The following is a 14,846-nucleotide window of genomic DNA, read 5'->3' as shown; positions in this document are numbered from 1 at the left end:
CCCAGGTGCCCCTGATCTATGGTGAAACTGCTGTGCCGGTGGTTCCCCCGGCTGGCATGCTGGCTCCCGTGTCCCGGGGGCCTGAGTGCACGACCTGCTGACCTGGGTGCAGGGTCTGCCCACCCTGTGGATCTACCTGGTCGCCGCGCTGATCGTGGCGGGCGAGACCGCGGTGATCTTCGGCCTGCTCGTGCCGGGTGAGGCTACCCTGCTGCTCGTCGGCTTCCTCACCTACAACGGTACCTTGCGGCTCGCGCCGGCGTTGCTCGCGATGATCGCCGCGGCGGTCCTCGGTGACGGGCTGGCCTTCCGCGCCGGACGGCGCTACGGCCCCCGCCTGCGCGCCGGGCTGGGCCACCGGGTCGGGCCGCAGCGGTGGGGTCGGGCCGACGCCATGCTCGCCCGGCTGGGTGGTCGGGGCGTGTTCGCGGCCCGTTGGGTGGCCTTCGCCCGCACGTTGGTGCCCCGGTTGGCCGGTGCGGCCGGCATGCCGTACCGGCGTTTCGCCCTGTGGAACCTGGCCGGGGTGGTGACCTGGGTGGGCGGCTCGATCCTGCTCGGTCACCTCGCCGGTGAGTCGTATGACACGGTCTCCCGACTGCTCGGCCGGGCCACCGGCGCGGCGCTGGTGCTGCTGGCCGGCCTGCTGGGTGTGGTGCTGGCCGGCCGGTGGCTGGGTCGCAACCCCGACCCGGTCCGCGCGCTGCTGTCCCGGGCGGGCGCGCTGCCCCCGGTGCGCTGGCTCACGGCCCGCTACGGGGTGCTGTTCTTCCTGGTGGCCATGCGGATCGGGCCGGGGTGGACGCTGCTGCTCAATCTGGCCGCCGGGCTCCTGCTGCTCTTCGTCGCCGGGCTCGCCATCGCGGGTCTGCTCGGCGTGGCGGTCCGCAACAGCGGGTTGGCCGCCCTGGACGGCGCCATCGCGGGCTGGTTCGCCTCCCGGCGCACCCCCGGCGCGGCCGACGCCACGATGGTCGTGGTGTCGGTGGTACGAGGGTCGGTGCTGATCGTGCTGGTGGCGCTGGTGGCCGCGGTGCTGGCGTGGCGTAACCGACCCTGGCGGGCGGACCTGCTCAGCGTCGTCGGCACGGTGGGCGCGTTCGTGCCGCTGGTGGTGCTGGCCGTGGTCGCCGAGCTGACCGGGCCGCACGGCAGCGCGCCGGGCGGCGGCGACTCGGCCCCGCTGCCGACCCAGAACGCCGTGGTCGCGGCGAGCCTGTGCACCCTGGCCTGGCTGGTGTCCCGCAGTTCCCGCTGGCCGGTGGCGGTGGCCGCCTGGACAGCCGCCGCCGCGGGGGTGCTCGGGATCAGCGGCGCACGGCTCTACCTCGGTCTGGACACGGCGAGCAGCACCGCCGCGGCGGTGCTGCTCGGGGTGCTCTGGACGGTGGTCTTCGTGGTGGCGTGGGCCACCCGGGACCGGGCGGTGGGGGATCTGGAGCAGCCGGTGGAACAGGCCCGGCCGCCGTCGCAGGGGCACCGCCGCCCAGTTGAACCTTGCTAGGGTGCGGCGAGAATCACATCGGGGGAGGCAAGGGCATGGTTCGACGGACGAGACGGCTGGGCACCGCGGTGCTCGCCGGGTTCCTGTTGGCGAGCACGCTGGTCGGCTGCGCCACCAAGGGGGAGAGCCCGCAGGACCTGGCCGCCCCGGTGGCGGTCACCGACGCGCCGACGGACGCCCCCGCCGACGAGCCCACCGGGGAGCCGAGCCCGTCGGTGAGCGCCCTGGAGTCGATGGGCGCCGCGCCGAGCCTCAGCGCGACCCCGACGCCGACGAAGAAGCCGACGAAGAAGCCGACCCGCACGGCGCCGAAGCCACTCGCCGTGGCGAAGCCGCCCACCGAGACGCAGGTCCCGCCGGCCCCGCCGAAGCCCGCACCGAGTTCCTGCAAACCGACGTACAAGGGCACCCAGGCGACCCGGGCCGAGGCGAAGGCGGCGCTGACCGACGCGGCCGGGCGCACCTACTGGCCGACCTCCGCGCCGGACATCAAGGTCCCGCTCACCCTGCTCAAGGCCACCGCCTGGCAGGAGAGCGGCTGGCAGTCCAACATCTACGCCTGCGACGGCGGTGTCGGGCTGATGCAGGTGATGCCGGGCACCGCGACCTGGATGAACCAGCGGTTCGAGAAGAGCTACGAGATCGACGACTACCGGGACAACGCCTACCTCGGCGCCACCTACCTGGCCTGGGCGACGAAGTACATCGGCGACATGTACTTCGAAGCCGACTACCGCCTCGATCCGGCCCTGTGCACCGCCGAGCTGAACTCCTGCCTGCTCAACGCGGTGATCGCCTCGTACAACTTCGGGCACGGTGCGGTGGCGCAGGAGGGCAAGCCCCTGGCCATCCCCAACCCGTCGTACGTGCGCAACGTGCGGGCGCTGATGAGCGAGTGCGTCTGCCTGGACTACTGACCTCGACGGGGGCCGTGACGGTGTCGTCGCGGCCCCCGTCGCTACCTGTCGGTCAGTCGCGGGCGGCGACCAGCTCCGGCGACGCCGGGGTGTCCTCCGGGCGGTCGCGGGTGATCCGCCCGGGCCACCAGAAGCGCTCACCCAGCATGAACGCCAGCGCCGGCACCAGGACGGTGCGCACCAGCAGGGTGTCCAGCAGGACGCCGATGCAGACGATGATGCCGATCTGGGTCAGTGTGATCAGCGGCAGCACGCCGAGCACCGCGAAGACCGCGGCGAGCAGCACCCCGGCGCTGGTGATCACTCCGCCGGTGACCCGCAGGGCGGAGAGCATGCCGTCGCGGGTGCCCGCACTGCGGGCGTCCTCCCGGGCCCGGGTGACCAGGAAGATGTTGTAGTCCACCCCCAGCGCCACCAGGAACACGAAGGCGAGCAGCAGCACGCCGCTATCGAGGGCGGGGAAACCCAGCACGTGGTCGAAGAGCAGCCACGCCGCGCCGAGGCTCGCGAAGAACGACGCGATCACGGTGAGCACCAGCAGCAGCGGTGCGAGCAGGCCGCGCAGCAGCAGCACGAGCACGGCGCCGACCAGCAACAGGATGATCGGCAGGATCAGTCGCAGGTCGCGGTCGTTGGCCTCGTCGGAGTCGTACGTGGCGGCCACGGAGCCACCGACGATCGCCCCGGACGGCGCGTCCGCGCCGGCGGCGGCCGGGGGAGCGGAGCCGGGAACGGCGGCGACGGTCTCGCGCAGCGCCTCGATCGCGCGGTCCGAGGCGGTGGTGCCGGGCTCGGCTTCCAGGATCACGTCGACCTGGGCCACGGCGTCACCGGCGTCACCGGGGCGTGCCGAGGCCACACCGGGCACGGCGGTGGCGGCGTCGGTGACGGCCCGCACCGCCGCCGGGGTGGTGAGCACGGCCACCGGCTGGGTGCTGCCGGCGGGGAAGGCCCTCGCGAGGGTCTGCGCCCCGGTCACCGCCTCGGGCTCGGCCCGGAACTGCTCGGTCTCGGACAGGCCGGTGCGGATCCCGAGCCCACCCAGCGCCAAACCGCCGAGCAGCAGGGTGGCCAGCACCGCGACCACCACCGGGCGGCGTTCCACGGCGGCGCCGAGCCGGCCCCAGAGCCGTCCCTCACGGACCGGGCCACCGACACGGGGCACGAACGGCCAGAACAGACCCCGACCGAAGAGCACCAGGACGGCGGGGAGCACGAACAGGGCCGAGAGCATGGCGAAGACCACACCGGTGGCGCAGGCCACCGCCAGCGCCCGGTTGGTCTCCTGCTCGCTGAGCAGCAGGGTGAGGACACCGAGGATCACGGTGCCGCCGCTGGCGAGGATGGGCTCGGCGGTGCGGCGCAGCGCGGCGCGCATCGCCGCGAACCGGTCTTCCTCGCGCCGCAGTTCCTCCCGGTAGCGGGCGATGAGCAGCAGGGCGTAGTCGGTGGCGGCGCCGAAGACCAGCACACTGGCGATGCCGGTGACCTGGCCCTGCTGGAGGTTGATGCCGACGGCCGGGACGATGGTGTCCACCGCGCGCAGGGTGAGCTGCTCGGTCGCCGCGACCACGGCCAGCGGCACGATCCACAGGAACGGGCTGCGGTAGGTGACCAGCAGCAGCAGCGCCACGACGGCCGCGGTCACCGCGAGCAGGGTGATGTCGGCGCCGTCGAACACCGAGGAGAGGTCGGCGGTGAAGGCGGGGGAGCCGGTCACCTCGGCCGTCAGCCCGGGCAGGTCCGCCAGGGCGGTGCGCAGCTGGGTCACCGTCTCGGTGACGGCCTCCTGCCCGCCGGCGGTGTCGATCGGGATGGCGATGAGGGCCACCGTGCCGTCCGGGGAGACCTGTGCGGGGCTGACCTGCCCGCCCACCGCGAAGCGGCGCAGATCGCCGGCGCGGGCGTCGACGCTGGCCCGGTCGGCGTCGCTCAGCGCGCCCCGGTCGCCTCGGCTGACCACCACGATCGCCGGTTGCACGTCGCTGGATGGCAGCTGGTCCTGTAGGCGCTGCACCTGGGTCGACTGCCACTCCACCGACAGGCCGGTGGCAGAGACCGGTGCCGGGTTGTCCGGCTGGGGTGTCCCGAAGACGGCCGCGGCGACGACGATCGCCGCAGCCACGGTGAGCCAGGCGGCCAGCCGGCCGCGGGCGACTCTGGTGAACACAGACATCAGTGACCTCAGGGTCCTTCGAAAGGCGAGTATCTTGTCTTTCGAGATTATCGACGGTTGTTCTATGCTGCAACCCGAGAGACCGACGACGGAAGAAGCGGCGCGAGGTGGCGACTCACGGCATGTACCGACGGCGCGACACGCGCCGCGAGCAGCTGGCCGCGGAGATCACCAACAACCTCCGGCGGTACGCGGCCGACGCCCAGCAGGTCGGCCACGCCTTCGCCAACCTGCACGGCCTCAACCCGACCGACCTGCAGGCCTTGATCGCCGTGATGGACGCCGAGCGGCTCGGTGATCCGATCACCCCCGGCCGTCTCGGTGAGCACCTCAACCTCTCCTCCGGCTCGGTCACCGCCCTGATCGACCGACTTGAGCGGGCCGGCCACATCCGCCGCGACCGCGACACCGTCGACCGGCGCAAGGTGCTGCTGCACTACGCCGACCAGGGCGCCGCCCTGGCCATGCAGTTCTTCCGGCCGCTGGGCGCCCGTACCGACGAGGTGATGGCCCGCTTCGGCGAGGACGAGCTGGAGATCGTGCAGCGGTTCATGGCGGAGATGAGCGAATCTCTGCGCGGCCACCGCGACTCGGTCCGCGCCGCCCGGCCCGAGTCGCCCCGTCGCCCGACGGGCTGACCGTGCCGGACCGGCTCGCCGCCCGCCTCGCCGCCGCAGCGCTGCGGCTGCCACCGATCCGGCCCGGTTCGGTGCGGGTCACCCGCGACATCCCGGTCCGGGCCCGCGACGGCGTGGTGCTGCGCACCGACCACTACGCCCCGGCAGTCCGGGACGCGCCGACCGTGCTGATCCGCACCCCGTACGGGCGGGGCGGCCCACTGCGGCTGCTCGGCCGGCTGCTCGCCGCGCGGGGCCGGCACGCGGTGATCCAATCCTGCCGGGGCACCGACGGCTCCGGTGGGACCTTCGCCCCGCTCGTGCACGAGCGCGACGACGGGTTGGACACCCTGGACTGGCTGCGCCGCCAGCCCTGGTGGGCCGGCCGGCTCGGCATGTTCGGGGTCAGCTACCAGGGCTTCGCGCAGTGGGCGCTGGCCGCCGACGCCGGCGAGGAGCTGCGCGCGATGGTCGCGGTGGTGACCGCCTCGGCCACCCGCGACTCGACGTACGCGGGGGAGTCCTTCGCCCTGGACACCGTGCTGACCTGGGCGGAGCTGCTGCACGCGCAGACCGTGCCGTGGCTGGCCCGGCAGTGGGAGCTCAAGCGCGGTCAGCCCCGGCTGGCCGCCGCGCTGCGGCACCTGCCGCTCGTGGACGCCGACCGGGTCGCCACCGGCGTGACCATCCCCTTCTTCCAGGAGTGGCTGCGTCACCACAGCCCGGACGCCGTCTACTGGCGGACCCGGGTCTTCGCCGACCGGGTGGCCCGGGTGCGCGCGCCGGTGGTCATGGTCACCGGTTGGCACGACATCTTCCTGCCCGCCCAGCTCGACGACCACGCCACCCTGCGCGCCGCCGGCGCCCAGCCGCGACTGGTGATCGGCCCCTGGACGCACGGCAGCCCCGGCCTGTTCGGGGCCGCCCTGAGCGAGGGGCTGGCCTGGCTCGACGAGCACCTCACGGCCACGCCACCGGCGGACGAACACCCGCTCCGGAAACCCCCGGTACGGCTGCACGTGAGCGGTCCCGGCGGCGGCTGGCGGGACCTGCCGGCCTGGCCACCACCGGCGGTCGAGACCCACTGGCACCTGCATCCGGATGGTGAGCTGGCGGTGCGCCCGCCGGTGACCTCGGCGCCCGACGAGTTCCGCTACGACCCGGCCGACCCCACCCCGTCGCTGGGCGGGCCACTGCTCGTCGCCCAGCGGGCCGGCCCGGTGGACAACCGGCCCGTCGAGGCCCGCCCCGACGTGCTGACCTACACCAGTGCCCCGCTGACCGGGCCGGTCGAGGTGATCGGCCCGGTACGCGCCGAGATCCACGTCCGCAGTGAACTGCCCTACCTGGACGTCTTCGTGCGACTGTGCGACGTGGACCGCCGGGGCCGCTCGTGGAACGTGTGCGACGGTCTGGTGCGGGTGACGCCCGACCGCTTCCCGGCCGACCCCTGCGGGGCGCTGCGGGTCCCGGTGCCGCTCTGGCCGACCGCGTACCGGTTCGCCGCCGGGCACCGGCTGCGGGTGCAGGTCAGCGGTGGAGCCCATCCGCGCTGGGCGCGCAACCCCGGCACCGGGGAACCCCTCGGCACGGCGGTTACGCTGCGTGCCGGCTGGCGGCAGGTTCTGCATGACCCGACTCACCCCTCAGCGGTGCTGTTGCCGATCGTCCACTCTGCCCCGGTGCAGCCTCCAATCTGAACAGAGCCCCTCTGAGCTGGGCATTTACCGGAAATGCGGGCTATGGTTGTGTCAACGCCCGGCGCCGTGCATCAGCAGACCGGGCTCGTCCAAAGCCCAGCACCGCGTACGCGGTGTGACGTCGTGCCCGGTCCCCGCCCGATTTGAGAGGGGGACCCCATGACCCGGGCCCCGGCTAATCTGTTGGCCCTTCGAAGCCTGCTCCTCACTCACCTCGACAACGCCCCCGGCCCGGACGACCTGGATCCGGCGGAGGTCGGCATCGTCGGCGACCCGGCCCACCGCGGCGGTTACCACTGCGGATCCGACCGGGTGGTCAAGAACGACTACTCGGTGGTCGAGTCATCCCGGGACCGGGCCGGACTGACCCTCGACGCGGCGGCGCTGGACGTCGGCCAGTTCGAGGTCCGCTCCGGTGGCCGTACGCACACCCTGGCCAGCTTCTCGGCCTGGTGCGTGGCCCAGTGCGCCGCGAACGCCGCCGACACCCGGGACATCCGCGAGATCATCTACAGCCTCAACGGCAGCACGGTGAAGCGGTGGGACCGCCTCGGCAAACGCAGCAGCGGCGACAGCTCGCACCGCTGGCACACCCACTTCAGCTTCTTTCGTGACGCCATCAAGGCCGGCCGCGACCAGCGGCCGTTGTTCCGCCGCTATCTCAGCTCCATCGGACTCCTGGAGGACGACGACATGACCCCCGAAGAGCACAACTGGCTGGCCACCGTCCATAAGAACCTCACCGTGCTGGACGGTCGCAACCCGATCGGGCAGATCTACCTGCGGCTGGCCGAGGGTCGGGACGACACCGGTGTGGAGGTGACCAGCCACCCGAACCTGAAGAGTCTCGGCGCGCAGCTGACCGCGTTGCAGTCGGCGCTGTCCGCGCTGTCCAGCCAGGACTTCACCGACGAGGCGGCGATCGTGCAGGGCGTGCTGGCCTCGCTGACGCCGGAGAAGATCGCCGCGGCCATTCCGCCCACCATCGCCAAGCAGGTCGCCGACGAGCTGTCCCGCCGGCTGGTCGCCTGAGCGGGGGGCGGCCCGTAGCCGCCGGGCCGCCCCTCTTCGCAGTTCCAGTCCGCAACAGCTGTTGGGCAATAAGTGTTGCGCAACAGCTGTTGCGGATGGCATCGTGGCGGTATGGAGACCCCCGCCGTACGCCAGATCACCGACTCGCGGGTGCTGGCCGCCATGGCCCACCCGCTGCGACGCCGCCTGATGGACGTGCTCAAGGTGCACGGGCCCTCGACAGTCGGTCTGCTCGCCGAACGCACCGACCAGGCACCGGCGAACGTCAGCCACCACCTCAAGGTCCTCGCCGCCGCGGACCTGGTCACCGAGGCCCCCGAGCTGGCCCGCGACCGGCGCGAACGGTGGTGGCGGCTGGTCACCCGAGGGTTGCGCTGGTCCAACACCGACTTCGACGCCGACCCGGCCGCCCGAGCGGTCGCCGACGCCGCCACCTCGCTCAACCTGGACCGGCACGTCGCACTGGCCCGGGCCTGGCACGCCGCCGACGAGGCCGAGCAGGCATCCTGGCAGGACGCCGCGTTCTCCACGGACCACTGGCTGCGCCTCACGCCCGAGGAACTGGCCGAGCTGAGCCGCGAGATGATCGGCATCCTCTCGCGCTGGGCCAACCGGGACCTGCCCGACGACGACGCCGAGCGCCGACCGGTCTTCGTGTTCGTCCACGGCGTGCCGGCGCGACCGTGACCGCCGCCACCCGCAGCGACCCGACCCCCGTCCGCCAGGCCGGCGGGCTGCTGCGGCACCGCGACTTCCGGCTGCTCTGGACCGGCCAGACGGTCAGCAGCATCGGCAGCAACGTCACCACTGTCGCGCTTCCGCTGGTCGCGGTCGCCGTCCTGGACGCCGGCACCTTCCAGGTGGCGGTGCTCACCGCCGCGGCCTGGCTGCCCTGGCTGCTGATCGGCCTGCCGGCCGGCGCGTGGGTGGACCGGCTGCCCCGCCGACCCGTGATGGTGGCGTGCGACCTGTTCCGCGCGCTGCTCTTCCTCAGCGTGCCGCTCGCCGCCGCACTCGACCGGCTCACCGTCTGGCACCTGCTCCTGGTGGCGCTCAGCGCCGGCGTCGCCCGGGTCTTCTTCGAAACAGCCGACCAGGTGTACCTGCCGGTGCTGCTGCGACCCGAGCAGCTGCCGGAGGGCAACGCGAAGCTGCACGCCGCCCAGACTGCGAGTTATGTCGTCGGCCCCGGCGTCGCAGGTCTGATCGCCCAGCTCATCGGTGCGGTCACCGCTCTGCTGCTGGACGCGATCAGCTTCCTGGTCTCCGCGGTGTGCCTGCTGCGGATCCGCACCGTCGAACCGCGCGTTCGCCGAGTGGACCAGTCCCGGTCGCTGCGCCGCGACATCGCCGAGGGGCTGCGCTTCGTCGCCCGAGACCCTTACCTGCGGGTGCTGACGGTCTTCGGCGCGGCCAGCAACATCGGGCTGACCGGCTACCAGGCCGTCCTGGTGGTCTTCCTGGTCCGTGAGTTGCGTCTCGAACCGGGCCTGGTGGGAGTCCTGATCGCCGTGATGAGCGCCGGAGGGATCATCGGGGCGTTGCTCGCCACCACGCTGGGCCGGCGCTGCGGCACCGCGCGGGCGCTGCTGATCGGGGCGGCGTTCACCGGCCCGCCGGCTCTGCTCATCCCGCTCGGCGCACCCGGCATCGGGCTGGCCTGGCCAGCCCTCGGAGGTCTGCTGATCGGCCTCGGCGTGGCCATCGGCAACGTCGTCAAGGGCGCGTTCCGGCAGACCTACACGCCGCACCACCTGCTGGGCAGGGTGACGGTGAGCATGCATCTGCTCAACTACGGAACGATCCCGCTGGCGGCCCTGCTGGCCGGTGCGATCGGTGCGCGCTATGGCGTCGCGACAGCAATATTCGTGATGACCGCCTGGTTGGCGCTCACCCCGTTGATTCTGTTGATCGGGCCAATCCGGAGGCGGCGGGACCTGCCCGCCGCCCCGGCGGCGTCTTGAGTGCGCTGCGACGGCGGCCGGAGACCGGCCGCCGTCACCGGCACGGAGCTACATCGGGCGGACGTTGTCCGCCTGCGGACCCTTCTGCCCCTGGGTCACCTCGAACTCGACCTTCTGGCCCTCGTTGAGCTCCCGGTAGCCGCTCGAAGCGATCGCGGAGTAGTGGACGAACACGTCCGGCCCTCCGCCATCCTGCTCGATGAAGCCAAAGCCCTTTTCCGAGTTGAACCACTTAACCGTGCCGGTTGCCATGCATCTCTCCCTGTTCAAAGCGGCTGACCCTCGGCCTCTGGCCGATGATCGCCCGTACCTGTTCGACAGTAACGGGCAAAACCCCGATCCGCTGGCCGAAGTGCCGTAGGTCTTTGTGCGAAGTCGGGTGAACTCTGCGCGGCGGCATGTGAAACCCGCCCCGAACACCCGCCGCTGGGGCATGCTTGCGCCGATGACAGGTGCCGCAGCCGACGCGCTGACCGAGCTGGAACGCGAAATCGACGCGCCGGGCGCCGGCCTGGACCGGCTCCGGTTGGTCCCCACCCCGTTCGTGCCCGAGGTGCGGTTGCACCTGGCCGAGGACGCGATCGTCTGGTGGGCCCGGATGGAAGCCGCCGCCGGCCACGCCCTGCCCGCGCCGTACTGGGCGTCCGCCTGGGCTGGAGGCCAGGCACTGGCCCGTCACCTCCTGGACCACCCTGAGCTGGCCGCTGGCCGCCGGGTGCTCGACCTCGCCGCCGGGTCGGGACTGGTCGCCATCGCCGCCGCGCTGGCCGGCGCCAAGCAGGTGACCGCCAACGACATCGACCCGTACGCCGTCGCCGCCGTCACGCTCAACGCGCGCGTCAACCGGGTCGCCGTCGACGCCGTCGGGGACGACCTGCTCGACAGCGCCGACGCGGAAGCCGACCTGGTGGTCGCCGGCGACGTCTTCTACGACCGCGAGATGGCCGACCGGATGCTGCCGTTCCTCCAGCGAGCTGCCGCCGCAGGTGCCGACGTGCTGGTCGGAGACCCGGGTCGGGGCCACCTGCCGACGGACCGCCTGACCGTGCTGGCCGACTATCCGGTGCCCACCACCGAACCGTCGGTCGACTCGTCGCTACGTCGGGTGCAGGTGCTGCGACCCGCCTGAGTGCGGACGCCGGCTCAGGGGCGACCCCGAGACCGATACCAGGGGTGCCTGGGGGCTGTAACCGGATGTCCGAAGTGGTGCCGCGGCCATAGCGTACGAGGCATGACGCAATGGCTGGCACAGATCGGTGAACTGCCCGTTCTGCTGCTGATGGGTGCGCTCGGGCTCGTCATGCTCTTCGACGCCGTACCCCTGCTGGGTGTCCTGATCCCCGGCGACGTGGCGATCCTGGCCGCCGTCGGGGTGGGCCGCCCGACCACCGGGCTGGCCACGTTCGCCGCGGTCCTGGTCGGCTGCCTGGCCGGCTGGTCGCTGAGCTTCCTCGTCGGCCGCCGCTACGCCGAGCAACTGCGGCACAGCCGGATCGGCGGCTGGATCGGCGAGGCGCGCTGGACGGCGGCCGAGGGCATCCTGCGTCGCGGTGGCGGTCGGATGATGGTCGTCGCGCCGTTCCTGCCCGTGTTCAACGCGCTGCTTCCGCTGGCCGCCGGTGGGCTGCGCATGTCGTACGGTCGATTCCTCGGTTGCGCCGCGATCGGCGCGACCGCCTGGGCCGGTCTCTACCTCGCGCTGGGCACCGCGTCGCGGTCGCTTGCCGGGCTGCTCCCGGGGGACCCCAGCCCGCTGCTGGTCACCATGGGGGTCGGGGTGGTGTTGGCTTCCGTCGTGCTGCTGGGGGCGCGGCGGCGGTTGTTCGCTGTGACTGGTTGAGGTTGCGGTTGCTGTGTGGGTCGGTGGTTGCGGTGTGAGGGCGGGGCCTGCCGTGCCCGGCTCCGGGCGGTCAGGCTTGATCCCTGCGCCGGGCACGGCAGGCCCCGCCCCCGTCGTGGCTTCGGCTCGTGCGTCCGTGCCTTGCCCGCCGGGAGTTGAATGATCTTGGTGGTTCCTGGTCGACGTTTGGTTTTTGGGTTGGCTGTTACCAGCCTCTTGCTTTCCACTGGGGGAGGGCTGGGCGTTCGGCTCCCAGGGTGCTGTCGCTGCCGTGGCCGGGGTAGAACCACGTGTCGTCCGGCAGTTGGTCGAACAGCTTGTGCTCGACGTCGTCGATCAGCGCGGCGAAGCGCTCCGGGTCCTTGTCGGTGTTGCCCACGCCACCTGGGAAAAGGCTGTCCCCGGTGAAGAGGTGCGGGGTGCCGGCCGGGTCGCGATAGAGCAGCGCGATCGACCCCGGGGTGTGCCCCTTGATGTGGATGACCTCCAGCGCGCAGTCACCCACCGACACGGTGTCGCCCTCGGCCAGACGCTCCGCCTCGATCGGCAGCCCGGCGGCGTCGTCGGCGTGCACCAGCGCCCGGGCGCCGGTCTTGGCGACCACCTCCTCCAGCGCCACCCAGTGATCCATGTGCTGGTGGGTCGTCACCACGGCGGCGAGGCCACCGTCGCCGATCAGCTCCAGCAGCCGGGGCGCCTCGTTGGCGGCGTCGATCAGCACCTGGTCACCGGTGCCCGTGCAGCGCAGCAGGTAGGCGTTGTTGTCCATCGGGCCCACCGACAACTTGCTGATGGTGAGCCCGTCCAGCTCCCGTACCGCCGGCGCTCCGCCGTGCGTGACGTCTCCGCTGTATGTCATGACGTTTCTAGATCCATTCCGGTGGAGTAGGCAGGGGACCGTCGGGCGTGACGGAGAGCGGTTCGCCGTCGGCGCGGCCGATCAGCCATGCGGCGAGGTCGAAAACAGGACCGGTGACGATCGGGGCGCCGTCGCGGTCGCCGAGCACCACGTCGTGCTCGCTCCCGTCCAGGCGTAGCACCATCGACGGCGGTGTCGGCCCCGTGGCGTGATGGCTGGCAGCCTCGCGCAGCAGTCGGTGTGCGAACGTCTCCGACCAGTCGGCGGGTCGGTAGTCGGCGGCCAGGTCGAGGTGGTGCACCTCGATCTCCCGCAGCCGGCCCCAGACGAGCAGCGCGGCCGGCCACGGGCCCTTACGCGCCTGCACCGTCGCCGCCCACGCCTCGGCGGGCATCGCCTCGACCGCCTCGGCGAACAGGTCGGCGGTGCGGCGAAGGTCGTCCAGGTGCTCGGCGGGCGGGCGGCCCGAGCCGGCGTCGATGTCCGCGGTGCGGGCCGCCAACGACGAGTACATCGGCAGCGCCTGCCCGGTGCGGGCCGCGGTGAGCAGGTTGACGAAACCATCGGCGTTGCGGGCCACGTGCGCCAGCACATGGCCGCGCGTCCAGCCCGGGAGCAGCGACGGGGCCGCCAGGTCGGCGGCGTCGAAAGAAGCGGCGGTACGCAGAAGTCGGCTGGTGGCCGCGTCCACCTCGCCCATCAGCAGCAGCGGGTCCGTGGTCACCCGTCGACCCTAGCGGTCCGCCGTCAAGACGTCGCCGGGGAAATCGCTTTCGGCGCGTCGGCGCGCGACCTACCGTCAGCGGCAGACGCGGCACCGGGACATCGGACGGAGGTGGTTGATCATGCCGGACGTGGCACGCGTGTTCCGCCATCACCAGCTTCGACACCGATGAGGATGCCATGACGATCGATCTGACCGCCCTCGGCTGGGACGCCGAGCGGGCGGCGTACGCCGAACGACGCGGCGAGCACCACCCGGGTCGGGTGGCCCGGGTGGACCGGGGTGTCTGCACGGTGCTCACCGCGACCGGCCCGCTCCGGGCCAGCCTGGGCGGGGCGGTGCTCGCCGCCGCCGCCCGGGACCCGTCCGCGCTGCCCTGCGCCGGGGACTGGGTCCTGCTCAACCACTGGCCGGACCGCCGCGTCACAGTGGAGGCCGTGCTGCCCCGCCGGGGCGCGCTGATCCGGCGTACCGCCGGCAAGGACGCAAGCGGCCAGGTGCTGGCCGCCAACCTCGACGCGGCCGCCGTGGTGGAGCCCGTGCACCCCGAGCCGGACGTGGGCCGGATCGAACGGCTGCTCGCCCTGGCCCACGAGTCCGGCGCCCGACCGCTGGTGGTGCTGACGAAGGCCGACCTCGCGGCCGACCCGGCCGCGCTGGCCCGCCAACTCGCCGCGATCGCGCCCGGGGTGCCGGTGCTGCCGGTCAGCGCCGAGCGTGGCATCGGGCTTGACCCGCTGCGCGCCGAGGTGACGCCCGGCCGCACGCTCGGCCTGCTCGGGCCCTCCGGTGCCGGCAAGTCCAGCCTGGTCAACGCCCTCGCCGGCACTGTGGTGATGCCGACACAGGCGATCCGCCGGGTCGACGGCAAGGGTCGGCACACCACCACCTGGCGGGCCCTCGTACCCATCCCCGGCGGGGGCGCGGTGATCGACACCCCCGGTGTGCGGGCGGTCGGCCTGCTGGACGGCGCGGCCGGGCTCGACCGGGCGTTCGCCGACATCGCCGGGCTGGCCGAGGGCTGCCGGTACGCCGACTGCGGGCACGACGGCGAGCCCGCCTGCGCGGTACGCGACGCGCTGCACACCGGGGAGCTCTCCACCCGTCGGTGGGAGAGCTGGCGGCGGCTCCAGGGCGAGGTTGCCCACGAGAGCCGACGGCGGGAGGCGCGGGTGGCGGCGGAGCGGCGCGGCGGGTGGCGGTCGGCTCGACGACGGACGGCCCGGCCGCCGTCGCCCGGGGGCTACTGACATCGGCCGGCGTTCTGCGCGGTCGAGGCTTGTGGCTCCGGGCGGGCGAGCTTGTGGCTCTGCGCTGGCGGACCTTCCACCCGGCGCGATCGTGGGCCTTGACGCGGTGCGGCCGACCGGGCTGAGCTGGGGGAATGTGCGGGCGAGGGAAAGTGTCATACCTCGGGGCTAGAGTTGCCGAGGCGTGTTTTCCGCGCCCGCACGACCGCTCACAATCACCCAGAGCGGGACAGATCCTTCGCTTCGTCTTCTCCCGGGAGTAC

General features: G+C 72.7%; 14 protein-coding genes. 10 read left to right on the top strand and 4 right to left on the bottom strand.

Annotated elements, in window-relative coordinates; genetic code table 11:
- The first annotated feature begins 85 nt into the window (after positions 1 to 85).
- On the top strand, positions 86 to 1,504 hold the full coding sequence (locus tag AC3CF1_RS09910) for a DedA family protein (RefSeq protein WP_141910452.1): 1,419 nt from the start codon (positions 86 to 88) through the stop codon (positions 1,502 to 1,504).
- 35 nt (positions 1,505 to 1,539) lie between these two features.
- Positions 1,540 to 2,421 carry a transglycosylase SLT domain-containing protein gene (locus AC3CF1_RS09905; RefSeq protein WP_354983082.1) on the top strand — a complete coding sequence of 294 codons (882 nt, stop codon included), beginning with the start codon at positions 1,540 to 1,542 and terminating at the stop codon, positions 2,419 to 2,421.
- Positions 2,422 to 2,473: 52 nt separating this feature from the next.
- On the opposite strand, the gene AC3CF1_RS09900 is transcribed toward AC3CF1_RS09905, so the two are convergent.
- Complete coding sequence (locus AC3CF1_RS09900; protein ID WP_488450192.1) at positions 2,474 to 4,597, bottom strand: MMPL family transporter; 2,124 nt, start codon at positions 4,595 to 4,597, stop codon at positions 2,474 to 2,476.
- A 122-nt stretch (positions 4,598 to 4,719) separates the two neighbouring features.
- Between AC3CF1_RS09900 and AC3CF1_RS09895 the strand changes: the two genes are divergently transcribed.
- From AC3CF1_RS09895 to AC3CF1_RS09875, 5 genes are all read left to right on the top strand, one after another.
- Positions 4,720 to 5,235 (top strand): MarR family winged helix-turn-helix transcriptional regulator, encoded by a 516-nt coding sequence (locus AC3CF1_RS09895; protein WP_355163592.1) that lies wholly within the window; start codon positions 4,720 to 4,722, stop codon positions 5,233 to 5,235.
- Positions 5,236 to 5,237: 2 nt separating this feature from the next.
- Positions 5,238 to 6,914 (top strand): CocE/NonD family hydrolase, encoded by a 1,677-nt coding sequence (locus tag AC3CF1_RS09890; RefSeq protein WP_488450190.1) that lies wholly within the window; start codon positions 5,238 to 5,240, stop codon positions 6,912 to 6,914.
- Positions 6,915 to 7,073: 159 nt separating this feature from the next.
- On the top strand, positions 7,074 to 7,946 hold the full coding sequence (locus AC3CF1_RS09885; protein WP_435794573.1) for a hypothetical protein: 873 nt from the start codon (positions 7,074 to 7,076) through the stop codon (positions 7,944 to 7,946).
- Positions 7,947 to 8,057: 111 nt separating this feature from the next.
- Positions 8,058 to 8,633 carry an ArsR/SmtB family transcription factor gene (locus tag AC3CF1_RS09880; RefSeq protein ID WP_141910446.1) on the top strand — a complete coding sequence of 192 codons (576 nt, stop codon included), beginning with the start codon at positions 8,058 to 8,060 and terminating at the stop codon, positions 8,631 to 8,633.
- Positions 8,630 to 9,910: an MFS transporter gene (locus tag AC3CF1_RS09875; RefSeq protein WP_088949265.1), complete on the top strand. Its 1,281-nt coding sequence runs from the start codon at positions 8,630 to 8,632 to the stop codon at positions 9,908 to 9,910. Before AC3CF1_RS09880 ends, AC3CF1_RS09875 begins: the two co-directional genes overlap by 4 nt.
- Before the next feature lie 48 nt (positions 9,911 to 9,958).
- Here the strand turns inward: AC3CF1_RS09875 and AC3CF1_RS09870 are convergent, their stop codons facing one another.
- Positions 9,959 to 10,162, bottom strand: a complete 204-nt coding sequence (locus AC3CF1_RS09870) for a cold-shock protein (protein ID WP_007462771.1) — start codon at positions 10,160 to 10,162, stop codon at positions 9,959 to 9,961.
- Positions 10,163 to 10,355: 193 nt separating this feature from the next.
- On the opposite strand from AC3CF1_RS09870, the gene AC3CF1_RS09865 reads away from it, so the two are divergent.
- Both AC3CF1_RS09865 and AC3CF1_RS09860 read left to right on the top strand, forming a co-directional pair.
- The gene (locus AC3CF1_RS09865) at positions 10,356 to 11,039 is read left to right on the top strand and encodes a class I SAM-dependent methyltransferase (RefSeq protein WP_435794574.1); all 684 of its coding nucleotides are present in this window, start codon (positions 10,356 to 10,358) and stop codon (positions 11,037 to 11,039) included.
- A 102-nt stretch (positions 11,040 to 11,141) separates the two neighbouring features.
- On the top strand, positions 11,142 to 11,750 hold the full coding sequence (locus AC3CF1_RS09860; protein WP_099855820.1) for a DedA family protein: 609 nt from the start codon (positions 11,142 to 11,144) through the stop codon (positions 11,748 to 11,750).
- 205 nt (positions 11,751 to 11,955) lie between these two features.
- On the opposite strand, the gene AC3CF1_RS09855 is transcribed toward AC3CF1_RS09860, so the two are convergent.
- A complete protein-coding gene (locus AC3CF1_RS09855) occupies positions 11,956 to 12,609 on the bottom strand; it encodes an MBL fold metallo-hydrolase (RefSeq protein ID WP_488450186.1) in 654 nt (217 codons plus the stop codon).
- Positions 12,610 to 12,616: 7 nt separating this feature from the next.
- Entirely contained in the window at positions 12,617 to 13,333 is a 717-nt protein-coding gene (locus AC3CF1_RS09850) for a maleylpyruvate isomerase family mycothiol-dependent enzyme (protein WP_099855816.1), read from the bottom strand.
- Between the two features lie 179 nt (positions 13,334 to 13,512).
- On the opposite strand from AC3CF1_RS09850, the gene rsgA reads away from it, so the two are divergent.
- Positions 13,513 to 14,583: a ribosome small subunit-dependent GTPase A gene (gene rsgA / locus AC3CF1_RS09845; protein ID WP_210794377.1), complete on the top strand. Its 1,071-nt coding sequence runs from the start codon at positions 13,513 to 13,515 to the stop codon at positions 14,581 to 14,583.
- The last annotated feature ends 263 nt before the right edge of the window (positions 14,584 to 14,846 follow it).

The organism is Micromonospora sp. MGP-C2 (assembly GCF_057766525.1).
Note: the sequence above shows the minus strand (reverse complement) of the source record. Positions and strands in the feature narration are given on the sequence as shown.